The sequence below is a fragment of the Pseudoalteromonas sp. ABE4_541 genome, assembly GCF_056312285.1.
On sequence record NZ_JBSVEM010000010.1, the window covers coordinates 141,164 to 165,275 of the forward strand.

General features: G+C 40.9%; 18 protein-coding genes and 1 other RNA gene. 7 read left to right on the forward strand and 12 right to left on the reverse strand.

Annotated elements, in window-relative coordinates; all coding sequences use genetic code 11:
* Positions 1-168 precede the first annotated feature (168 nt).
* Complete coding sequence (locus ACW689_RS11820; RefSeq protein WP_476291553.1) at positions 169-1,800, reverse strand: DUF342 domain-containing protein; 1,632 nt, start codon at positions 1,798-1,800, stop codon at positions 169-171.
* Between the two features lie 248 nt (positions 1,801-2,048).
* On the opposite strand from ACW689_RS11820, the gene ssrA reads away from it, so the two are divergent.
* Both ssrA and ACW689_RS11830 read left to right on the forward strand, forming a co-directional pair.
* Positions 2,049-2,405, forward strand: a transfer-messenger RNA (tmRNA) gene (gene ssrA / locus ACW689_RS11825).
* A 457-nt stretch (positions 2,406-2,862) separates the two neighbouring features.
* Positions 2,863-5,517 (forward strand): PKD domain-containing protein, encoded by a 2,655-nt coding sequence (locus ACW689_RS11830; RefSeq protein ID WP_476291555.1) that lies wholly within the window; start codon positions 2,863-2,865, stop codon positions 5,515-5,517.
* Positions 5,518-5,771: 254 nt separating this feature from the next.
* Here ACW689_RS11830 and ACW689_RS11835 read toward each other — a convergent pair whose 3' ends face one another.
* Positions 5,772-8,300 (reverse strand): M1 family aminopeptidase, encoded by a 2,529-nt coding sequence (locus tag ACW689_RS11835; RefSeq protein ID WP_476291557.1) that lies wholly within the window; start codon positions 8,298-8,300, stop codon positions 5,772-5,774.
* Between the two features lie 380 nt (positions 8,301-8,680).
* Between ACW689_RS11835 and ACW689_RS11840 the strand changes: the two genes are divergently transcribed.
* A complete protein-coding gene (locus tag ACW689_RS11840) occupies positions 8,681-9,688 on the forward strand; it encodes a formylglycine-generating enzyme family protein (RefSeq protein ID WP_476291559.1) in 1,008 nt (335 codons plus the stop codon).
* Positions 9,689-9,735: 47 nt separating this feature from the next.
* On the opposite strand, the gene ACW689_RS11845 is transcribed toward ACW689_RS11840, so the two are convergent.
* The 3 genes from ACW689_RS11845 to ACW689_RS11855 all read right to left on the reverse strand — a co-directional run bounded on the left by ACW689_RS11845 (position 9,736) and on the right by ACW689_RS11855 (position 13,383).
* Positions 9,736-11,604 carry a winged helix-turn-helix domain-containing protein gene (locus ACW689_RS11845; protein WP_476291561.1) on the reverse strand — a complete coding sequence of 623 codons (1,869 nt, stop codon included), beginning with the start codon at positions 11,602-11,604 and terminating at the stop codon, positions 9,736-9,738.
* A 149-nt stretch (positions 11,605-11,753) separates the two neighbouring features.
* Complete coding sequence (locus ACW689_RS11850) at positions 11,754-12,635, reverse strand: fibrinogen-like YCDxxxxGGGW domain-containing protein (RefSeq protein WP_476291563.1); 882 nt, start codon at positions 12,633-12,635, stop codon at positions 11,754-11,756.
* A 457-nt stretch (positions 12,636-13,092) separates the two neighbouring features.
* Positions 13,093-13,383: a helix-turn-helix domain-containing protein gene (locus ACW689_RS11855; protein ID WP_476291565.1), complete on the reverse strand. Its 291-nt coding sequence runs from the start codon at positions 13,381-13,383 to the stop codon at positions 13,093-13,095.
* A gap of 214 nt (positions 13,384-13,597) precedes the next feature.
* Here ACW689_RS11855 and ACW689_RS11860 point away from each other — a divergent pair, with 214 nt between their 5' ends.
* On the forward strand, positions 13,598-14,044 hold the full coding sequence (locus ACW689_RS11860) for a helix-turn-helix transcriptional regulator (protein WP_476291567.1): 447 nt from the start codon (positions 13,598-13,600) through the stop codon (positions 14,042-14,044).
* 223 nt (positions 14,045-14,267) lie between these two features.
* On the opposite strand, the gene ACW689_RS11865 is transcribed toward ACW689_RS11860, so the two are convergent.
* On the reverse strand, positions 14,268-15,200 hold the full coding sequence (locus tag ACW689_RS11865) for a hypothetical protein (protein WP_476291569.1): 933 nt from the start codon (positions 15,198-15,200) through the stop codon (positions 14,268-14,270).
* A 284-nt stretch (positions 15,201-15,484) separates the two neighbouring features.
* On the opposite strand from ACW689_RS11865, the gene ACW689_RS11870 reads away from it, so the two are divergent.
* The gene (locus ACW689_RS11870) at positions 15,485-16,744 is read left to right on the forward strand and encodes an aromatic amino acid transport family protein (protein WP_476291571.1); all 1,260 of its coding nucleotides are present in this window, start codon (positions 15,485-15,487) and stop codon (positions 16,742-16,744) included.
* Between the two features lie 84 nt (positions 16,745-16,828).
* Here the strand turns inward: ACW689_RS11870 and ACW689_RS11875 are convergent, their stop codons facing one another.
* Both ACW689_RS11875 and ACW689_RS11880 read right to left on the reverse strand, forming a co-directional pair.
* Positions 16,829-17,260 carry a GNAT family N-acetyltransferase gene (locus tag ACW689_RS11875; protein WP_476291573.1) on the reverse strand — a complete coding sequence of 144 codons (432 nt, stop codon included), beginning with the start codon at positions 17,258-17,260 and terminating at the stop codon, positions 16,829-16,831.
* A gap of 80 nt (positions 17,261-17,340) precedes the next feature.
* Positions 17,341-18,894 (reverse strand): AbgT family transporter, encoded by a 1,554-nt coding sequence (locus ACW689_RS11880; protein ID WP_476291575.1) that lies wholly within the window; start codon positions 18,892-18,894, stop codon positions 17,341-17,343.
* Positions 18,895-19,067: 173 nt separating this feature from the next.
* Here ACW689_RS11880 and ACW689_RS11885 point away from each other — a divergent pair, with 173 nt between their 5' ends.
* A complete protein-coding gene (locus tag ACW689_RS11885; RefSeq protein ID WP_476291577.1) occupies positions 19,068-19,922 on the forward strand; it encodes an HDOD domain-containing protein in 855 nt (284 codons plus the stop codon).
* Between the two features lie 130 nt (positions 19,923-20,052).
* Positions 20,053-21,219 carry an NRAMP family divalent metal transporter gene (locus tag ACW689_RS11890; RefSeq protein WP_476291579.1) on the forward strand — a complete coding sequence of 389 codons (1,167 nt, stop codon included), beginning with the start codon at positions 20,053-20,055 and terminating at the stop codon, positions 21,217-21,219.
* Between the two features lie 44 nt (positions 21,220-21,263).
* Here ACW689_RS11890 and ACW689_RS11895 read toward each other — a convergent pair whose 3' ends face one another.
* The 4 genes from ACW689_RS11895 to ACW689_RS11910 form a co-directional block, all read right to left on the reverse strand.
* The gene (locus ACW689_RS11895; RefSeq protein ID WP_476291581.1) at positions 21,264-21,698 is read right to left on the reverse strand and encodes a hypothetical protein; all 435 of its coding nucleotides are present in this window, start codon (positions 21,696-21,698) and stop codon (positions 21,264-21,266) included.
* Between the two features lie 404 nt (positions 21,699-22,102).
* Positions 22,103-22,381: a YfcL family protein gene (locus ACW689_RS11900; RefSeq protein ID WP_476291583.1), complete on the reverse strand. Its 279-nt coding sequence runs from the start codon at positions 22,379-22,381 to the stop codon at positions 22,103-22,105.
* A gap of 8 nt (positions 22,382-22,389) precedes the next feature.
* Positions 22,390-23,517 carry an ATP-NAD kinase family protein gene (locus ACW689_RS11905; protein WP_476291585.1) on the reverse strand — a complete coding sequence of 376 codons (1,128 nt, stop codon included), beginning with the start codon at positions 23,515-23,517 and terminating at the stop codon, positions 22,390-22,392.
* On the reverse strand, positions 23,507-24,061 hold the full coding sequence (locus ACW689_RS11910; protein WP_476291587.1) for an elongation factor P hydroxylase: 555 nt from the start codon (positions 24,059-24,061) through the stop codon (positions 23,507-23,509). The genes ACW689_RS11905 and ACW689_RS11910 overlap by 11 nt, the downstream gene beginning before the upstream one ends.
* Between the last annotated feature and the right edge of the window lie 51 nt (positions 24,062-24,112).

Sequence of the window (24,112 nt, forward strand, 5' to 3'; positions counted from 1 at the left end):
AGACTAAAAAACACAAATGACCAAATAATGACCGAAATTGATTTTTGCTAAGAATCAGCTGAAAAAGTTTGACTATTTAAGCTAGAGCTTTGGTTATTAAGCAGTAATGAGAATATTGCTGTAAAAGAACATGTACCAAGCCAGTATATTGAGAAAATTTAATGCAAATTACTGCGCATTAAACTCTTGTGTAATCTTACCTTCGTCCAATTTAACCATATGAGGGGGGTAAATACGGGTAAATTGCTTGCTGTCTGTTGCTATCGTGACTTCAATGCCTGGGTGCATCAACTCATTCACTTTGACTCGGCAAGTGTGAAGTAAACGAACCAATTTTTGTTGAACTAACTTCATATTGCGCTGATTACGCTTGTAATGCATGCTGAGTTGTTTCTCACTCGCCTCAAGTTTTTTCAAAAACGCATCTCTTTGCGTTGATTGAGGTGATTTACACGCTTTTGCTTTCGCTCTTGATAGTTCAAGTACTTTATCGCTAAGGCGTTTTTCAAAGCTTTTAAATTCTTGTTGTTTTTGCTTTAGCTCATGCCAGTTTTGTGCGATTGCAATCCGAGTCTTAGTGCCCGAAGGTGCACCTAACTCGCCCGTTTCAATGCGCAAAGCATTAAGTACATTGCCGCCTATCAATTTACCTCGCGGTAAATCGCCTTTACCAACTCGAATCAAACGTCCCGCGGATAGATCGCAATGCAACGCTTGGCGCTCTATAAACAAATCTTGTTGGGTTTCGATATGGGTGTACTGCGCATATCCGATAGACACAGTACGTGTCGATTTGATATGACATGAAAACGCGTCATTATCTACGCGCTTGCGACCAATCGCGCCTTTGATAATAGTCACCGCGCTGGCACTTTCAAGAGTTGCACACTCGACAAAGCCCAACACTGTAATATCGCCCGTTGCTTTTATGCGCATGCCTTCCTTTACATCACCGCTCACAATCACACTGCCATCAAACTCGATATGACCCGTACTCACATCAACATCTTGATAGCAAAGTACATCATCAACGCGCATGCCTCGAGCAACGGCAACTGGAACGCCTTTCGCGTCAGCAACTAAAACATTGGGATCATTCTCATCAAGTTTTGTGCCTTCTAGCACTTGCATTTCGAAGTCGCGGCCAGGTTTAGGTTCAAGTACATCACCAAATACGGTGTAGCCAGTTTCACCTTTTGTTGGCGGAATGCGTTTCATCAATGGAGCACCAGGTTTGACGGTAATGATGGCACCTAAATCACGCATATCTACTTTTCCACCATCTTTTTGCTGAGGTGTAAGCACTCTGTCTTGCGCTGTCATACACAAACGCACAAATTTGGCATCATCGCCATTTTTAGCACGTCGTCCATGCGCCACAATTTCGCTGAAAACCTCTCCAGAAGCAAGCTCTAACTGCTGCGCTAAGAACTTTTCTAAGACGGTTTTGTTAATACCATGTTTAACGCCAGCATCTTTTAACGCTTGCAACGCCATATCCATTGTCACCATATTGCCACCACGCGCAGTGGTAACTCTGGCCTCTGCAACCATGTTATTATCATCAACACGGATGGAAATATCGGCGCTAATCGCCATAGCGATGACGAGAGATTCGTTGTCTGAATCTTTGCTAGTGAATAACTTGCCTATGTTTGCATGGATAATGTCGAAATCGGCGTACTCAGATTGCTCAAGCAATTCAACGAGCTGTGAAGCGCTCGCGGGGAAGCCCGATTCTGCTGGGTGCGAAAGTAAATAAACCGCGCCCATATCTTTATCAAAACGAAATAACGACATCACTTAATATCCTACAAAAACAAATCCATTTTGTTATTGACAACGTAACCTCTCCATTTGAGCATAACCTTGATTGGATGTTAAGCACTATATTCGTATATCAGCATACAAAATATAAACGATTGTAAATGCAATTTGTACAATAATCAGTCAAGCGTTTCATATTTAATGATTTATGCATAAAAGTTCCTTGAGGTGATTGTACTTGCTAGGCTATACTGGCGCCACTTCACTGAATAACACATTCAGGGGCTGATTAGGATTCGACGGGATTCATGAAGCCTGAGGTGCATGTCGAGGTGCGGCTGGCCTCGTAAAAAAGCCGTATTTAAAGTAATCGCAAACGACGATAACTACGCTCTAGCGGCATAATAGCCCGCTAGCACTCCTCCAAGAAATGCTTGTGGTTCTGGTTCTGGAGTGTCACCCTACACAAGATCGCTACGGAAACCCTGGCCGGGGTTGAAGGGCTAAAACTAAGCGGCCTCGCCTTTACTTATCGTGTTCGTCCGAGATTTAAAGGTTAACCAATAGACGATACTAAACATGTAGGACCGAAGGTCGACGCTTTCCGGACGGGGGTTCAAATCCCCCCAGCTCCACCAAATAGCGAAATAAAAAAGCTCATTGGAACAATGTTTTAATGAGCTTTTTTGTTTTTACAAGTTCTCATCACTTACATGATAATGTCAGTTCACTGAATTAATACCAATCCGCTTAACTAAGTGGTCTATTTTGAGGCAAGAGAACCTTGTTGGTGGCACAGCTACCGCGTCCTGCTATCGCCAAGGTATCTACATCCATGTAGGCAAGGCAAAAATTTCGTGATTTAGTTGTTCTAAATGAGAAATTTTTAACGCCGTTAACAATCAAGTTTAACCCCAAAAATGATTAAGAGCTGTTGCAGGCTGGTATAGACACTCTCTTTGCAACTCATTTCCCCTCTTTTTGGAAATCATGTTTTATGTGTTCTTTTGAACTCCATCATGTACCTTTTTCAAGCAAATAGATACAATTAATGTTTACAACGCAATAAACACAAACGAGAGATAAAAAGTTATTATGAAATCAGTACTCACTTCTAAGGGATTAGCGCTTTCTCTGCTTACACTTGCACTCAGTGGTTGTGGCGGAAGCGACGGTGGCGATACCACAAAAAATGAAGGGACCAATCCGGTGATAATTAACAAAGCACCAGTGATCCAAGTTGCTGAGAGCTTACAAGTTCAAGAGCGAGGTGCTTTTTCTTTCACAGCTCAAGCCTCTGATAGCGACGGTGAGATCAAAAGTTATCTATGGCAACAAACAGCAGGCCTCAATGTTGAGTTGCTAGGGCAAGACACTGATACGATTTCGTTTAACGCACCTAATATAAGTGAAAACAACACAGTGACGCTAACTCTCACGGTCACTGACGACAAAGGTGAAGCAGCAAGCCAAGAATTTGTTATTACGCTCAATGCCTACCCTGCGCTCTCAACCGAAGCAATCACTGACAGCGCATTATTAAGCTGTATTGAACAAGCGCAGCTAGACTTGGGTAGCACTCAGATTGTGTGTCAGAATGCACCAGTTCAAGACCTAGCAGGCCTTGAACAATTTACTGAACTAAAGTCTCTGACGATTGAAAATAGCCAGCTTACCAACATCGGCTATTTGAACTCATTGACTCAGCTTGAGAGCCTCACATTACATGGTCATGAGATCTCAGACTTCAGTGTCATAAATCAGCTAGATGAGCTTACTGAGCTAGCTTTAACACTTAATTCAAGCACCGATTTTGACACGTTAGATTTAGCAAGCTTTGCTAAACTGTTATCACTAGACTTAAGAGCATCGCAAGATAGCAGTTATCTTACTGTCGATTTATCTATACTACCCACTACGCTATCTCGCCTATCATTACACCGAGTAAAAAATATTTCAGAAACGGACTTGTATAGATTCACGCAACTTGAAGCACTAAGCTTGACTAATGTGGACGACATAAACACACTATCATTCTTAACTAAAATGCCTAATATCAAAGAGTTTGAGATGGATAATGACGGTATTTCAGACCCAAGTGCATTTATAACCACGCCGAATCTGACCAAACTGGCATTAATCAATTCAAGCATTGATGACTACAGCTTCTTAAGTGAACTTCAGTACATCACTGAGCTGAACATTACAGGCAGAGCTTATTACCACCATAACAAGCTCGATATCAATACCATTAGTCACCTTGCAGATCTAACAAGTTTAAAGCTGAACCGAGTGCAACTTGAAAACGCAGATGCAATTCGCCATTACACAAAATTAAATACACTCGAGCTATCAAATAATTCTCTTGAAACAATTAGCTTTTTGAAAGACTTAACTGAACTCACCAGTTTTAGCATGATGGACAACAGTTACGTGCAAGACATCGCATGGCTGGAGTTTACACCTAAACTAGAGAGCTTAACTATTTCAAGAATTAGCGATAGAACCTCTTTTGTTGGCTTAGATAAGCTCGAAAACCTGAAACGTTTGAATTTAGAGATAAGTAATTACACCTCCAACTTTGATGTACAAACCTATATTCAATCAAGCGATTTAGAAGCCATTCACCTACATATGGGCCAGATATCTAATCTGGACCAACTGAGCGATCTGCCAAAACTAAACACGCTTTATATCAAAGAGAAAAATCTTAAGACCTTGCCAAATCTAACCAGCCTAACGGCTCTTGAATCGCTAACTCTGGTAAATGCTGAGAGCTATAACGATGAAGAGCAGATTGAAGATTTATCATCACTTGGTAATACACAATCACTTAAGCACCTTGAATTAACAGGCTTTTTTAAGGTCAGTGACTTAATGCCAGTCGGCCAAATAAGTTCTCTTGAACAGTTAAAATTGAGCCGTTTCGCTACCAGTGACATTCAACCTTTAACCAGTTTAAATAAACTTAAGTCACTGACAGTACAGAATTTTAACAACTTAGTTTACGTGAGTGGCTTAAGTGGGTTAACAAACCTAGAGCATTTAGATCTTCAAGATAATGACTACCTTTTCTGCGATGATATTGACTCGCTTAAAAGCACTTTTACCGATATCGATTCGTCGAACTTCCCTTATTACAATTGCCTTAAGCAACCCGTTGATATGCAAATTATTGCTGATGAAAATTTAAAAGCCTATCTGAAGTCTTATGGCAAAAGAGATATAGCTAATACTGAATTTTTAGACATCAATGCAACGCAGGTTTCATCTATTACGGGTGTGGAACAGTTTAAAGAGTTAAAAACGATTAAGTTTAGCTCTTTAAAAAGCAAATCGTTAATTGATAACACAGTGCTTGACCAACTTCCAAAGCTTGAGCAGCTAACTTTGGAATATGGACAAATAATCAGCTTGAAAGAATTAACCTTGCCAAAAACAGTGACAAAGTTCTATGTCGACGATCAATATCAGACATTAGATCTTGAGGGCTTTAACGCATCGCAACTTACCCATTTAACATTTAGGTGGAGCCACTTGGCCAATATTTCAGAAATTGCAAACTATACTAATTTGACTTATTTAGATCTACAAAACTCTTCCATTGAAGATTTAACGCCTTTCTTCACACTCAAAAACTTGCAAGAACTTAGGTTACAATACAATAGCAGTATTGATTGTAGTCAGTTAGAAAATTTAAAAGCCACTTTATCCGGCACAACCATTCACTCTCCTTATCATTGTAATTAAGTTTTATTTAAATGATCGAAAAGCCCCCAATAATTGGATAGTCCAACTATTGGGGGTCACTTCAAGGGAGTATCTTGATGGGGGCTTTTTATACCAATCCGCTTAACTAAGTGGTCTATTTCCTATTTCGAGGCAAGAAAACCTTGTTGCTCGCGCCCTGCTATCGCCAGGTTTGCTCCCTCAAAATGATTAAATGTTATTGCAGATTGGTATTATTTGCTACGCGACTAAAGGCTAAACAAACTGTGTATTCCCTATTGTTTAAAGCGCTCGCTATTCACAGTCAGCTTTTGCCTCAAACTGTTCAGGCTGACTTTGGCTTGACTTGCGCAGTCGTTAATATTGGCAATCACTACATCGAGTTTGCTAGTTAACCCCTCAACATCTTGCCAGTGTTCAAACGCACTTTTTACCAGCTCTGCCTCTTTTGCTGAACAGGCTGTCAAAAAGTTGTATGGAAACCACTGCAGCTTTTCTTCAGCAATATGTTTTTGAATTCGTGTTTTATTATTTTTGATAAACTCAGCAACAAATGGGCGGTGTTTTGGGGTAAAGGCAGGATATTGAAAGCGATAATCAATCACAAACTCTTGTGTTTGCTCGCTGAGCAGTAACTCGTAAAACTGAGTGATTTGCTGAGATGTTTGCGCATACCCCAAGGAGTCGAGTAAATCTTCTTTTACGTTGCTGCCGTTATCGGAAAAATGGCCGAGCAAAGAGCTATATTCTTGATCATTAGCATTGGTTGCAAGTACACGAATAATAGATGTGCGATGCGCTAATTTGTCTAATGATGTATTTGCATAGGCTAATTTAGCCGCTTGTATCGCTTTTGAGTCTTGCAAATAAACACCGTAAAGCTCTACCCACAAACCACCATTGTCATTTTGTAATACTGCTTGCCAATTTGTCACCACAGGCAATTGCTTGGTTAGGTATGCGACGTAGTCTGTTTTTAATTGCTCTGGGATCAACTCGATAAAGGTGTCACGAATTACGCGCAATGCACGCCCCGCTTCTTCGCTGTTGCTTGCGAAAGTATTTAGTTGGCTAATTTGACCGTCTAAATAACGCATATAATCTAGGTAACCTGCGCTTGCGATCGCAGTTTGATTACTGAAGTACGCAGCCCTTTCTGCACTGTTGAGTTTATCCAATGGGAATGGCTCATTGCCCGAGTTATCTAAATATCTGAAATACCCAACGCCACCTGCATCTAAGAACACGACAGCATCACTGGGTATCTCTTTTAACACCTGACGCGGCTCATCAAGCTGCACCTTGTATTCAATTACCTGCTCGCCTTCTAATACCTTAATATGTAAAGGTATATGCCAAATTTTATTCTGCCCTTTTAAGAAACTTTGCTGAGAAACAACCAGTTGATTGTTATGCTTTTCAATTGACACAAGTGGAAAACTGGACTGGTCAATAAAAGAATGCACAACTGCTTCAAAGTGTGGCATGTCCGAAAAAGCCGATAAAAACTGTGCTGTTGAGGTGTTTCCCCCAGCAACCGCAGCAACATATTTGCGAAAACCTTGCTTAAACGCTTGCTCACCGACGCTTTTCTGCGCCATTTCTAACACAGCACGCCCTTTCGAGTAAGGCAACCCTCCGATAGACTCAATTTCGTTCTTATACTTCACATCCGCTCTGAGCGCTCTAGTCTGATGATTGTCATCATTAAATGCGCTCAATTGCGGTGCATAAGTGCAGTTAGCGTTATCGGGGTAATGGTGCTGAACAATTTTGGCCGCAAAAAACTCAGCAAACGACTCGTTCATCCAATAGTCGTCATACCAAGCAATGGTCATATCATTGCCCACCCACATGTGTGCTACTTCATGTGCTATCAGCTTTCTAAACTGACAAATATCATCGTCAGAAGAATGTTTATCAGGTAATTGGTTTTGGTGCACAGCAACAAGGCCCACATTTTCCATAGCAGCAAGCGTATCAAAAGGCGCAACGAAAAAATCAAGTTTGTCGTATGGGAATGGATAATTGAGGTAGTTAGTCATAAAGTTGACTGAGTTATTGAGCAATTCTGCCATGCCTTTTGGCATGCTAACAGGGCTGTTTTGTGGAAAATAAACCCTCGACTTAAGACTTGTACTTTCAAGTTCTAAGTGTTCAAAATGCCCGACGGCAAGCGCTAACACATCGGTATTCATTTTTTTTGTGGGCGCAAACTCAATACTTTTTCTCTGTCCTTTTAATTTGGTCGAAATTGCCTTTGTGGTATGCAGCGCATCCATATCCTCTGGAATATTCACACTGAACTTGAAAATAGCTTTTTTATCTGGCGAATCAAAACCTGGAAAAACACTGCGCGCTTCCATCGCTTGAAATTGGGACAATACATAAGGCTGTTGCTGGCCTTTGCCTTGTACAAACAGCCCTGCCACTTTGTTATTGATGCTTCCTGTATAGTTAATTCTGAGGATCGCATCGCCTGTAACAGGTTCACTGAAGTGATGCTTTACCATATCGAATTCATCCGTTTTTTCAGGTTCTAATGCCCGTACTCTGCCATTTTGAATAAACTCCACTGAGAGAATATCTAATCCACTGGCATGATAAGCAACGACTGAGCTTGGCTTGAGAAAATTGATATGTAACTGTGTTTCCCCTTTAACTTGCGCATCGAGTGGTGACAAAGACAACTCCACACTCTGATAATCTAGTGAGATATGTGCTGGCAGACGGTGAGCAAAAGCATAGTGCGAACACAATACTGCTGTGCAATAAAGTACAACATAAAAAAAATGAGATAGCACAGCTACACTCCTTAATTAAAATAAACATCCTTATAACGATCTATACCGCAACAATCAGAGCAACTAAATAAATTTGTTATGGATTGGGCCGTTATAGCGAATTACTTTACCTTTTTTAGCAAACTCAAGTAAATAACCGCGCCTAAGGTTAAATAAAAAATCGCTGGCCCTTACTCACCAAGCGAAATTAACAAATAGGTTAATAAATCTTAATCAGCTCTATATGTAATAAATCAATACGTTCACTAAAAATATCATTATATTATTCATAAAGTTAAACCTATCAAAAAACTATCTATTCATTTTTATAGGTTTTTGGTAAGACATTACTTTACCAACTTTTGCATGGTGTATGGGCAAATCAAACAAGAGGAAAAACCATGCAGAATAAAATAGTAACACTGCCACTTACATGTCTAATTGCCTTTAACTGTGCATCTGTATTTGCAGGTAAAAAAATTAGCGAGACATTCATCGAACCACCCATGGTCGCCATTCCAGCCGGTGAATTTAACATGGGTAGCAACGATGGTGGCGAGGATGAGCAGCCTGTTCGTAAAGTCACTGTACGTGCCTTCCAAATGGGTAAGTACGAAGTCACCATCGCGGAGTTTAGAAAATTCATTGAAGCCACAGGTTACCCTGCACCACAAAATTGTACTCATCGTATCGGTGAAAAATGGTTTGGCAGCGGCAAAAAAGACGGCAGCTGGGACAATAACACCTATGCGCATAGCGAGTTTCACCCAGTAGTCTGCGTTTCTAGAAAAGATGCCATTGCCTACGCCCGCTGGCTGTCAACACAGTCAGGCAAACATTACCGCCTACCAACAGAAGCCGAGTGGGAATATGCACTGAGAGGCGGCACGCAAACTCGTTACTTTTATGGTGATAAACCTCTAAGTGGCCAAGCTTGCCAATACGCCAATTTATCAGATTTATACGCCAAATCAGAGTCACCGAAGCAATATAACGCAACTTACACTGAGGGCTACACCATCGAGCCTTGTCACGATTATGAGTTAACCACTTCTGTTGTTGGCTTATTTAAAGCAAACCCATTTGGTGTACATGACATGTTGGGTAATGTGGTAGAACGGCTGGCAGATTGTTATGTGGATAATTACAAAAATGCGCCGATTGATGGCACCGCGGTAACCAAAGATAATTGCGATGCCTACGTGGCCCGAGGTAGCAGCTGGCACTGGGAAGCCAGTACGAGTAGCGCAAGAATGCGCATGAGTGATAACTTTTTAGCCGCATTAGAAGGGTTTCGACTGGTACTCGATACAGATGGTAAAGCTTTACCCAGTAACAATGGAAATAAAGTATTCATTAAACAGCTGGCTCATGCACAAATACACGCCAAGAAAAGCTGGATAAAGTAAGTGTGTGCTAACTACCAATAAACCTTTAACTTACACAACAACGAGCACTAAACCTTATCTATGTAGGTGTTGAGTTCAACACCTACTTTTTGCAACCGTGCTTTATGTTTTTTTAACCAACCTGATTTAGCGGTGTTTAATATATACCTTTTACTAAGCATCACTTGTGCTGAGCTCGCATCGTTTTGATGTAGCTCTAACAAAGCCAGTGCCATATCTAAACCAACCCAATCTATCCCCTGCGTACGTGCCAAGTTAAACGCGTTTTCAGCATGTAGTTTAGCTTTTTCTAGCTCCTGCTTTGCCGTATATATTTGTGTAAGTAAGAATGACTGTCGAGCAGAGTCTGTAATGTTTTTGGCAAGTGTAAGCGCCCGCGCCCAGTTTTGCTCTTCAATGGCATAGTGTATTAACTTTTCACTGACACTAAAGAACACCCAAAAATTGTCAGGGGTAATGGGACGAGCTAATACGCGCTCGTAATACGATACTTTGTCTGATTTACTTTGTGCGAACAAAGCCCAATGATAGTCAGTTAGCATACGATGAGAATCATCAAGCTGATAATCATCAATCAATAACTCCGCTTGTTGCAAATAGTCATATTTCTCTTTGTCCAGCTTAAGCTTAGCCGCCTTTATAGAAAGCAACGTATAAGCTCTCACTTCTTGTGTCGGTCGATTTGCCAGCCGCGCTTGACTGGCTGATTGCAACAAATAGCGCTGAATTTGAACAAAATCTTTTTTAGCAGCAGCGACATCTGCTTGAGATTTGCTTACTTCGCTCTGCATTGCCAGCAAGTTTATCTCTTGTAACTTATTTTGTGCTCGCTCGAGTTGCGTTAAAGCTAAGTCATATTGCTCAAGTTCTATCAGTAAATTACCTTTAAGCCAAAATGCATAGGCTTCATAAACGGGTTGCGATTGTGCTTTTGCCAGTAACTTGAGCTTTGCAATTTGTGCATCGGCGGTGTCATAGTCACTTTGTTCTATTTGACGTGCAATTAGGTGTTGCAACAGCGCTATGTTGTCGGGGTTTTGATTCACGAGTAACTCAAGCTCTGCGGTAGCCGCGGCTTCTGACGATTCATTAAGAAAGTTTGATGTACTCAACGGTCGTACACTTTCAACTAATGTACTGTCTATCTGTTCAAATGTTGACCCAAATATAAAACCTTGCCAACGTCGAATTGGGCCTTGGATCACATAATTTAGTACATATTGCGACTCCCCCTGCGCACGCCCTGCACTGGCAGGATAAATCACACCAGAAATCAGCACGCTGTTTCCAGATTTCGCCACACTTTGAGTTTTCATATAGGGCGAGGATAAAAATTGCCAAGCGTCTTGTGTGCCTGAGGCTAATTCAACAGGCTTGAAATAACGCTGTAGGCTGGCGTTTAACTGCACTAAATATTCATCTTTTGATTGCGGATCTCTGCTTTCAAAAGGAATAAGCCGCCAATTTAAAAATGTGTGAGCTTGGTTACTTTGCAATTGCACTGAACGACTTTGAGCAAATTGATAAATAAGTCCGCAAGAAACACAAAGCAACACGAATATAAACATAGTGTTACGAGACAAACGCTGGGCTTTTTTATCTTCGATGACGATATTTTGCGAAGGCGTATTACTTATAGTTGCCAGCCATTGATAACCCCTTTTGGGAAACGTCTTAATAACATCTTCCCCCAAAATGGCCCTAAGCTGGCTAATCGTTTGAAACACCACTTGATCAGACATGATTTTTCTGGCCCAAACTGTCGCAAGAATGTCTTCTTTACTCAATAACCGATTTGGATTTTCTAAGAATAAAGCAAGCAGTTTAGCCTGATTGATATTAAGGCTCTGTGCTTCCCCATTTTTATAAAGAATGAGCGCTTGTGGATCAAAACTAAAATGAGAAAAATAAAGCATGGAAATTAAAACAGTGTCATACGGCTAAGCAGTGTAGCCTTATTAAGTCTATTTGCAAACCTGTACTCAAAATACACTACTTAAAAACATCTTTGTCTGTAAGGCTAGTATGTTTGGTATACCAACCTCACAGAACAGGTTAGAACCTACTACTTAACAAAATACAGTAATTGATCTTGATGGTAACGAGAACTCTCGTCATTGCCATATGGCCACACATCGAATCTCGTTTTTGAGTTAGGCGCTTGTATTACTGACGCACCTTGATAGGTATAAGTTTGAACTCGCGTAGAATCTTTATCACCCAATATCACACCAGCGAAATCCCATGATACATCGCAATTCGTATCTTCATGGTGCCAAATCAAGCCGTAGTCACCGAGTGTGGAGAGTTGAGCTAAATCATCTTCCGTGTAGATATTACGACAGTTAGCATTTTGTACTTTCGTCTGATAGACCTGACTAATTTTGCCATTTTCATCTTTAAACATCATGCCACCGGTCACAGTGGTGCGCAGAGCTTGCCAGCGGTCGGCTCTCATAACTGAAAATTCATTCGGTGAGATCAACTCTCCCGTCTGAATGTTTTCAATGTTGTCTTTATGATTTGCAAACAACGTCCATCCGCCACCTTGATAGTCCATATCACACCATACTTTAAACGCCTGTACGCCAATATCCGCACCGTCAGGGTCAATCAAATAAAACCCTGTCGTTGCTTGAGGTGTCTGAGTAATAATATCAAGACAGTTATGGCCTTTAGGACTAAGCTTATCTTCCAATGCTTGAATGCGATCTAACGCAACCAATAGTTGATTAGAAACCGAATTATATTTACTTCCCAAGTTAATCAAGTCACTTGATAAAGTCTGATATTGTGCGTTTAAAGCATTATATTGTGAGGTAAGGGTCGTCAGTTGCTGTGATAATTGCTGTGTTGAATCTTGCAAATCATGCGCAGTTGAATCGACGTAGCGTTTTGTGACCAAGTGGTTATCTTGCAGTGGGTCATCAGCTATCGCATTACCCAAAACGTGCAATGCTTCATTTGGTGAGGTCGTGCCGATGCCTACATTTTTGCTGGTCGCTACACTACTTGGTTGCTCTATCCATGATGAAGTTGGCTCAGCTTAGGTCAACATGGGTATCATACCAAACACGCTCACCAAACATACTTGACTAAGCCTATTTTTGCTAAATTCCATACTTATCTTCCTAACTATTTATAAAATATGCGCTGTCACTCAGCGAAAGAAGCAATATTAAATTGTTCAATTTGTGCTTTCAAAGCGATTCAAATCAAGATAAGTCAAAAATCTGAACTGTGCGGAATACTTTGGTAGAGGTGGTACAATACGAAAAGGTGAAATAAATCTTTATCAAGGCGATTTACCTCACCAAAGAAGTGCAGGTTTATACTGCAACAGGTATGAGAACTCGGGGGCTGTACTTTAACTTATGCCAAAGTACATAAACTTTTGATAACAATTAAGCTGACTGTTTTTCTTCCATCATGTCTGTTTGTTCAATCAGAGACAGAAAATTAGGCTTTCCAAAAAGCATCATAATATCGAGCAGTTGACATGCGGTTAATTCTGTTTTGCCCGACTCCCAGTTGGAAATAGTTGCTTGATCAACAGGCGTAACCAAACTCTTGCCCAATTGAGCCTGCGTTAGTTTCATGTCGCGACGTAACTTACGAATCGTTGCAGGTATATATTGTCTCGCCGCCATAGTCTGCGCTCTGCGCATGCGTTCATTTCTTCGTATCGTATTCATTACATATCCGTATCTGGTAATGATTAGCGCTTGTACACTTACTTGCCACTTTACAAATCGCTAATAGCTAAACAATCCTGTCGCCGTGAATGTATTACTAAATAGTTAAACATATCTATTTCACAGCCCCCTTAACCCTATCATTAGACAAGCTTAATTAATTGATGTAGCCTATCTGGGTCAACTGTTGAAATAATTGATCGGATTGGGTCATATGTCAAATAATTTTGCAACAAGATTAAAACAATTACGGATTTCTGTAGATGAATCTCAAGTGAGCTTTGCCGACATGCTTGAAATTCCCGTGCCTTCATACCGCAAGTATGAAAAAGGTGAGCGAGAGCCTACCCTATCGGTCATCAGTAAATTTTTTGAGCACCCAAAAACTAAAAGCGCAGCACATTGGCTTATCACTGGCGAAAACCAACCCAATACGACCACTAATAACCCAATTAGTACCTCTCAAGCTATTTCGCAACTATCTGAGTCTGAGTTTGAAGACAAGTTTACTAAAACAGCAAAAGAAACCCTGTTATTTTTATGTCATTTAGGATGGTTTAAACCAACCAAGAAAGTTAATTTCGACACCAGTGCACAGTTGCTATTAAGAGACTTGAAACCCATGCTTGATGGGGCATTTAGAAAAGTGAAACGAGCGTAATATTATTCTTAACGTTACAAATTAAAACGTTATGTAGCTTAAAACCTTGTCATTTCCTAATTAAGCTGTTTGCTATTAAAGTATTAATAGCTCACTTAGCCGCGTCAGACTAACAATCACTTAATAGGAGGGCGTTATCCTCAAGCTTTGCATACCAATCTCCAATTCTGATGCAATGATTATTAAAGAGGGCCCTAGCCCTCATAATGGATTAATAGAGGAATTAAGGGAACAATGGCACCGCTGAGCCACAGTTATTTAAACGCGCATTTTGAGGATATGAATCACTAGAAGTGCTGCTACTGCGTGTGAAGACCCACGATGCATAAGTCCCATAATCACTAATGTAGAAATCACGAATATTCTCTTTGATGATAATATCCGAATGAGCAACCGGAGTTATTGTTTCAAGCCCTGGAGACCTGCCATCTAAACATTGTTGGTAGTATGCGACTTTGGAATTACAAGCGCTTCCACAGTTGTTTCCAGCGTCAACAAATTTCCACACAGCTTTATTGTTTTTGACTTGGAACTCCCTAATAGACTCACCCTCACTAAAGCTGCTATCCGCAGTTTGCGTGATTTGCATGCGGTTTGTACCGTTAATATTATTACTATAATAACTATGATGAGAACGTGCGGTTGTGCCAGAAGAGCCATTATGGTCATAATAGCGCCAAGTTACATAACCTTTATGCACCTTAAATTCAGTAATTCTGCTTCTCGGATTCATAAAAGTCGCAAAATTTTGAGTCACCTTGTTACCACCACAAGAGTAATAGGAACTGCTACTGGAGACGAGTTTACATTCTGGGTTTACGTATACTGTCAAAGTACTATTACTACCGCAGCGGCTACCCGCACAAATCTCAATCTCAAACTTATGCTCGCCCATATCATTTAATGTTGGAGATGAATATGTTCCATAAGTACTTAAGTTAGAGGCAATTTTACTTTTTGAACCATTCGGTTTTGTCAAATAGATATTTGCAATTGGATTCGGGTAAAACTGAGATGGTGACCACTCCGAATATGATATTGACACATTTTGTCCAACTGTTATTGCATCATTATTTGCTCTGAACGTCTCAACAGCATGCACGGCGGTTGACATAGAAGCCATTACTAGTAATGGCAAATAGACCTTAAGTTTCATAAATTTCCTTTTATTTATGTCGAAAAGGTCAATATTAAGTTAAATAAAAGCCAAAATAAAGTATATTTTATAGTCTCTTATCTATTTGCCACGTTGTACTTTTTATAATTTATAAATTGCAACTTAAATAATATAGCATCCTTGAATGAGTATTTAACCGTTCAAAATTAATACAAAGTGAACACCTATCAGTCAAACACCCGCGATAAACAGGTAAATCAGTGAACTTTTAAGCTTAATACTCTATTATCCGCGCGCACAATTTGAATAACCAGGATAAATACATGAGTAACTATTCTCAGGTTTCAGCTACACAGATGCCCACATCTAACCTAAGTAGCTGGACAACACATGACACTCATTGGGTATTGAGTTTATTTGGAACAGCCGTTGGTGCTGGTATTTTATTTTTACCTATCAACATAGGCATTGGTGGGTTTTGGCCGCTTGTGATCATGACGCTTCTTGCCTTCCCTATGACTTACTTGGCACACAGAGGACTGGCTCGATTTGTATTATCTTCCAAACAAACCGACGCCGATTTTACTGATGTGGTAGAGGAACACTTTGGACCCCGTGCCGGGCGTTTAATCTCCTTACTCTACTTTTTCTCTATCTTTCCAATTTTACTTATTTACGGTGTCGGGCTGACCAATACTGTTGATAGCTTTATGACCAACCAACTTGGTCTTACCTCTATGCCTAGAGCTGCTCTATCAGGCTTGCTAGTTGCGGGCATGATAGGCGTGATGCTTGGAGGTGAGAAATTATTGATGCGTGCGTTTGCAATGCTGGTTTATCCGCTCGTTGCTATTTTGCTATTCTTATCTTTGTATTTGGTGCCAAATTGGCAAATGCCCGTGATTGAAGCCCCAATGGCGAGCGATCTGATCACGACACTTTGGTTATCGGTGCCTATTGTGGTGTTTTCATTTAGCCATGCTGCTGCAATCTCTAGTTTTGTAAATGTACAGCGTCGCCACTACAAACAACATGCTACGCATAAATCAGAGCAGATCTTAAAATACACATCTCTTATATTGATTTTATTCGTTTTACTATTTGTCATTTCATGCGTGTTATCTTTGAACCCTGAGCAAATGCAAGCCGCTAAGCAGGCTAACGTGTCCGTTTTATCTTATTTGGCCAATGAGTATGACAACCCATTTATTGCTTTACTTGGACCATTGGTGGCGTTTATCGCTATCACGTCTTCGTTCCTAGGGCACTTTTTAGGCGCTAGAGAGAGTTTTAATGGGCTTGTTAACAAACAACTAAACCTATCCCTTGCTAAAGCTGATAAGCTCGGTATTGTTGTGATGTTTATCTCTATTTGGGTATGTGCTGTGCTTAACCCGAGTATTCTTGACATGATGGGGGCTATCTCGGGTCCTATTATCGCCATGATCTTATTTATCATGCCGACCGTAGCAATATTTAAAGTTCCTTCCCTGCAAAAGTATAAATCTCACCTTGGCACATATTTTGTGCTTATGGTTGGTTTAATGGCTGTTTCAGCGCTACTTTTTAATATGCTTGGCTAACTATACTGAATACAAGAGCAGGTAGGCGCTTGCTCTTGTCATTACACCACCAGTTAATACTCTCATTATGCATCTGCAAAGCAATTAAACACTGCGATAAATATCGGGCACCGTGATTTGCATCAGTGGAGTTGGATCCGTTACTTTCTCAAATTCAAACTGTTCATATAATGAATGCGCATCTCTGGTAGCAAGCATCATTCTGCGTAGCCCTTGCAGCTCGGGATGAGACTTTACCGCTTCCATAATGCGCTTACTCAAGCCCTGCCCTCTGTACTGCGGTAGTACAAACACATCGGCAAGATAGCCAAAAGTGGCTTTGTCAGTGATCACACGTGCAAAAGCTTGAAGTCCAAGTCTTTCGTCGATAACTGCAAAATTAACACTGTTTTTAATCGCTTTTTCAAGCAATGCTTTAGGGATATTTTCAGCCCAATAAGACTGGGCGATATAGCCATGAATCGTATCTAAATATTCAAGAATGTCATCAAGCTGAGTGGTAACATGAAGTGGCACATCAGGCTCCTTGCATATGCTTTTGAGTTCACAAAACATACCATAGTTTGGAGCCTGATCAATTGAATTTTTATAAAAAGTTATGAGTTGATGTATTCATAACTTGCTTGTAGCCCTAATGGAATATCTAAGCCCCAATAAGCTAACAAAAATAAACTCCAACCTATTAAAAATGCAATTGAATATGGCAGCATCATCGCAATCAACGTGCCTATTCCCGTGCTTTTAACATACTTTTGACAGTAAACCACCACAAGCGGGAAGTAAGGCATCAAAGGTGTAATGATGTTTGAACTTGAGTCTCCAACACGGTAAGCCGCTTGACTAAGGTCTGGTGAGATCCCTAACTGCATCAGCATAGGAACAAAGATCGGGCCTAACAGAGCCCATTTTGCAGAACTGGAACCCACAAATAGGTTTACAAATGCGGTTAAAAAAATAATACCAATCACAGTTACACTACTTGGTAATGCCAGTGCTTTTAGCACTTCAGCCCCTTTGATAGCCAATAAAGCCCCTAAGTTAGACTGAGTAAAAGCAGCGATGAACAAAGCGCAGAAGAATGCCATTACAATATAGTAAGACATGCTGTTCATGGATTTGCTCATAGCATCAATCATGTCTTTTGAGGTTTTAAATGTACCGACCATAAAACCAAAGACCATACCCGGAATCCAAAACAGTAGGAAGATCAGTGGTACTATTGACTGCATAAGTGGTGCACTAAAGTCTGTTAGAGAGCCGCTTGGGCTTCTTAGCGCTGAATCCTCACCACTAGCTGCATAAGCTAATAATGCCAGCCCTGCCAACATCACACTACTTGCGACATAGAAGCCTTTTCTTTCCTGAGCTGTGACTTCATGAAATTGTGGAAGGCTGTCAGTATCCCCATCAACTGGTGTGTTTTTTAATCTTGGTTCAATGATTTTATCGGTAATGTACCAACCTAAAAGGATAATAAAAACACTAGACGCGGAGGTAAAAAACCAATTATTGAGTGGGTTAACAGATAGGGTTGGATCAATAATATGCGCTGCGCTTTGTGTAAAGCTCTGTAGTAATGGGTCAATACCTGATGGGATAAAGTTAGCGCTAAACCCACCGCTCACCCCAGCAAACGCGGCTGCGATACCCGCTAAAGGATGACGTCCCATCGCGTAGTAAATAACTCCAGCAATCGGGATAACCAACACATAGCCTGCATCGGTTGCGGTATGACTAACAATTGCTATCAAAATAATTGAAGGGGTTAACAAGGCTTGAGGCGTGCGCTTTAACATCAATTTAAGGCCAGCATTGATATAGCCAGAGTGCTCTGCAACGCCTACCCCTAGCATTGCGACCAAAACGACACCTAGCGGTGCAAAGCCAGTAAACGTTTTAACCATAGATGCCAAAAAGCCAGCTAATGCGTCACCACTGAGTAAGTTGTGAACGACGATAGCTTGACCAGTTCTTGGGTCAATTGAGTCAAACTGAGTACTTGAGAAAAGCCAAGATAATCCCCAAATTAACAGCATCGAGAATAAAAATATCATTGCGGGATCAGGCAATTTATTTCCAGCCCGCTCGATAAAATTCAAAAATCGAGTCACTGCGCCATTACTAACTTCACTATTCGCTTGTGAGTCCATAATCATTCCTTAGTCAAAAAATTGCTTAACCTTACCGCAAACTTTGCTTTTTGGGCAACATTGTACGGTGAAGTGTTTACAATTATGTCCTTTTATCTGTTTCATTCGCCTATAAAGTATAAAAGTGGACTAAGCTTACACTTAACAACGCACATGATTGGCTGAGGGGAGTTATGATAGACATAAACGAAGCAGTTATTAACGATTTAAAAAAAGGCTTTAACCTTCCCCCTAAACCAGAGCTGTTAGAAAAACTGCAAACAGCGCTTCAGCAACCAGAGCCTGAACTCAATGATATTGCTAACTTAATTGCAACAGATATTTCTACCTCAGCATCCGTGTTGAAAGTGATTAACTCACCGACTTACGGCATGGCTCGTACCATTACAGACATTCGACAAGCAGTCATGATCTTAGGACTAGATAGCATTACGCAACTGGTCACTTGCTGTTTACTTCAAAAAGCATTTGATCAAAACACCTGCTGCATTAGCCTTGAACGTTTTTGGGATACTTCCACTGAAATTGCATCAATAGCCACGCTTATAGGTAAAAAAGTGAGCTCAAAAGTACCATCGGAAAACCTGCATATGCTGGGTTTATTTCACGATGCAGGCATCCCAGCAATGGCAGTTAAATACCCTGACTATGCAAAAATGCTCGACGCTGCTAACAGTAAACACGAAGTACCTCTGACAAAATTCGAGGACAAACTCTACAGCACTAACCACACCATTGTGGGCTATTTTATGGCAAATAGCTGGCACCTACCTAAAAACATCTGTCAGCTAATATTACGTCATCATGATTGCGAGTTTTTGCTAGAAGACCACCCTAAAGAAGATCACTTAAGTTTTGCGACATTGAAAATGGCAGAAAACTTAGTGCATATGCAAAAGCGCTTTAGCCCTTCATCTGATTGGCACAAAGTGAAACAAGAAGTGCTGTATGCACTTGAACTCAATGATGATGACTATAATGACATCAAAGAAGACAGTGAGGAGTACTTTCAATCTAAGTTTGGGTAAAGATCCAAAGTAAACAATTATTTGTTTGGCTTTTGCGCATCAAACGCTACTATGGCACAAAAAATAAAAAGGATATGTTGTGCTATCAGCTTTAAAAAACAAATTTAGCTCACTTGGCCCTGGAATTTTAATGGCGACCGCCGCCATTGGCGGTTCGCATTTAGTTGCCGCGACACAAGCTGGTGCCTTGTTTGGTTGGCAATTGCTTTGGCTTATTATCGCCGTAAACCTGCTAAAATACCCTTTCTTTAGATTTGGCGTTGAGTATACGCTCGTAAGCAAACAAAGCCTTGTACAAGGCTATCAGCAACAAGGCAAAGTCATATTTGTTGCCTTTGTTGTGCTAAACATAATTGCCGCTGTAGTAAACACCGCTGGCGTACTGTTACTTACCGCGAGTTTATTACACTATGCATTACCTTGGTCTATTGATATGACCGTGTTGTGTTTTGGTATTTTAGCACTCTGTTTACTGATCTTGCTTCTCGGTCATTACAAAGTTTTAGATAAAGCCAGTAAAGTGATTATGGCCACATTGACTGTATCGACCATCGCAGCGCTCGCTGTTGCGATATCTCAAGGTGCCGCGAATCCTGCTCCAGTTAATCCTCCGCAACCGTTTCAGCTTGCGATGCTTGGTTTTTTAGTGGTGTTGATGGGTTGGATGCCAGCACCAATTGAGATCTCTGCTATCAATTCACTGTGGCTTAAGGCTAAATCCCGCACAACTGAATTAACCCTCAAACAAGGCCTGTTTGATTTCAATTTGGGCTACGGGCTAACTGCATTGCTAGCCGTCGTATTCTTTGCTTTAGGGGTACTTATTCAATATGGCAGTACCACCAAGATTGAACTGGCAGGCATTGCCTTTAGCCAACAGTTGATCAGTATGTACACACAAACGATTGGTCAGTGGTCACACTCGCTGGTTGCCGCCATCGCATTTTTATGTATGTTTGGTACTACACTGACAGTCTTAGATGGTTACGCTCGCACACTCAATGAAGCACTCAATCTCACCCAAAAATCAGTGCCTAAATACACACTGTCAGTGCTTATTTTGCTGCAATCAATTTTAGGTATGACCGTGGTACTTTTCTTCAAAGCCAACTTGAAAGACATGCTGACATTTGCCATGACATTAGCTTTTGTTACTACACCGATCTTTGCATGGTTTAACTATCAATTGATGAGTGTGATCGACAAGCAGCCCAAAGGCTTTATGCAAATCTTAAGTTGGTTGGGTTTGGCTTACTTATTTGGCTTTACGCTATTGTTCTTGTATTGGAAGTTTTAATCATGGATTAACGTAGCCGTCATAAAAACGACGGCTACCCATTACTATTTTCTTACCCTAAATATCAAATACAATAAGATAAAAATTGGCGATGTGATAAGAACACTCACTATTGGGCCAAAAATGCTTGGGTACGAATGAAGCTGAATACCGAAAGGTTCTAATAAAAAGCCTCTTGTGCCAAGAATGGCATAAAATGTCTCCCCCATCGTGTAAAGCACCATCATGCCAGCGCATGCATTGAGATAAGTATCATGAAGTTTATTAGCTATTTTCAGTCTATGAGCCAATACTATAGCCAATGAACAGCCTCCCATGCCAAAAAATAGCATCACAGCATGCACTATGGTCATCTCCAGATCGACAACGTACAGCACACTGGGTCCAAATATGACTCCGAATATCCAATCAATAAATAATGGAAAAAGCACACCAAAAACAGTCGCTAACAATAGATTCTTGTTTATATAATACGACATATCAATTTGGTACCTTGTGTTTATTCGACTTAAATGACTGGCACTTGTCGTATTCAAGCTTAACACTTGAATGAACACCAACAATTAGTTTTTTCCAAGTCACTGCCTGAGTTTTTTCTACAGTAGATTGGCCACACAAATAACGAGAAGAAATATTTAGTAAGTAACTTTCATCCATTGAATTTATCTTCTTTATTAAATTAAGAAGTCCTTTTTGGTACAGGTGAGTAAACATACTAAAAACAGACAAAAAGTCTACAATTTTGAAACGAAATATTGATGAAAAGTAAGGCTTAATTTTCCACTTTTTTCATTCTCGACTAAGGAAGGCATTATTAATCCTAAAGAAGCCATAATACTTCAAGGCTCCTTTAGAATTAAATTTAAAATGTATGCTAGGTATATTAAACTGCGAGCCCTTTCACTTGCTCCCAAATATCCACAACATGCGCTTTATCATCTTCAGTTAATTCGCCACTGCGATATGCTTTTACTAAGCTTTTTTCAATGTTCTCGTTCAGCTCCTCGGCGCTGATCTCTAGGCCTTCCACTTGTGCGTAACCCACAGCCAAGTCAAAGTGCCCACGTAAGTAGCCACCGGCGAACAGTTCATCATCACTTGCTCTGTCGACTAAGTTATCAAAAAACTGCTGAGCAGCGTCTACGTATTCTTGAAATGACATAATAATTCCTAATTTAAATCTGCATGGCCAACGGCATACATAACATGGTCGTTGTAACCCGTTACAACATTAATATAACCACTGAGCGCTTGGTCTAATTGTTCATCGCCAGTATCTGTAATAAGCGGCCTGCCATTGAGTGCCTGCAACTTCGTTTTTGTCGCAACCACAATGATGTTTTCTTTACCTATTTTTTTGATCAATTCTGGGCTAAGTTGCTGATTGCCACGTCCAAAAATATGCCCTTGCCCACCAATAAGGGTGATTACCAGTTTGGTTGGGGTATCCTCAGTGCGTTGTAACAATTCAGCGGCAGTCATATCTTGCGCCAGTAATTCATGATCTTGGATTAAATCAACACCTAACAAGGTGTTGCTTAAACCCAGCTCTTCCATAATGGCCGCCACCGTTGAGCCTGATCCCATTATGTATTGTGTATCTGAGTCCATTTCACTAATGACATAAGCAGCAATATCTGCAAGTACAAGTTCATCGCTTTCTTTACCACCATTTTTAACGCTCTGAACGTAACGAAGCTCCGAGGGCACCTGCATTTCGCCATAACGCTTCGCTTTCACTGTGCCTTGCCTAAAAGCCTCTTCATCAATGTCCATCACGTCGGCCTCAGACAGTGTCACCAGCTCGCCTGTAACGAGCATTTCAACGACTCTTCCTGCGGCTTTTGGCGTGATAGCATACACGCCCGAGTGAATTTTACATCCAGCCGGTACACCAAGTACTGGGATACTATCATCAACTGCCGCACAGATGTTTCTTGCCGTGCCATCTCCACCAGCAAATAAAATCATATCAACACCATGCTTGAGCAACACTTTTGCCGCAGCTTCGGTATCCTCTGGCGTAGTTGGATAAGCACTTTGATAAACCACCTGCGTGTTAAAACCAAGCTTGCGTGCTAACGTTTCCCCCATGTCACCATTCACCGTGAACACATCAATCTGATGCTGGTATTTAAATAATTGCTCAAGTGCAAGCTGTGTGCGGGCATTAGATTTCGGCTGGGCACCTAGCTCAATGGCTTGCTGGGCAGTATCTGCACCATCGCTACCTTTAAGCGCCACACTGCCACCTAAACCAGCGACAGGGTTAATGATCAAACCAAGTTTAAACTGCATCGAGAAGCTCCTGTGGACATTGCCAATTGAAGTGTTCTGCTGATAAAGGCCATGGGGTTTTATAAAATTGACTCAACGCTTTGAGTAGTTGTTCTGTTCGGCTATTAAAGCCCATTTTTAATAATGCCAACACTTGGTTATGTACCCGCTGTTGAAAACTAAAACGACAAGTTTGCTCACCGTTTAAGTTATCAACCGACACGTTAAACGCAAAACCTGCCGCCACACAGAGCAACCACTCAATGGCTTGAGGTTTTATTTCAACAGTTTCAAACTCAAACTGCTGCGCTTTACTGCGCCCATCTGGGCAGTACCAATAGCCATAATCTTCAAGTTCACGGCGCTTTTTGCCCGCAACAAGCCAGTGCGCTATTTCATGTAACGCGCTGGCATAAAAACCATGTGCAAAAACAATCTGGTGATACTCGCAATCCACATCAGCGGGCAGATAAATGGGTTCATCATCGCCTGCTATTAATCGTGTGTTGTATTGAGAGAAAAATTGCTTATCAAAGATTTCGATAAGATCGCTAATCTTGTGCATGAACTACGAAAAACCACTTTTAACTAATGGCGGCAGATTGTACGTACTTTT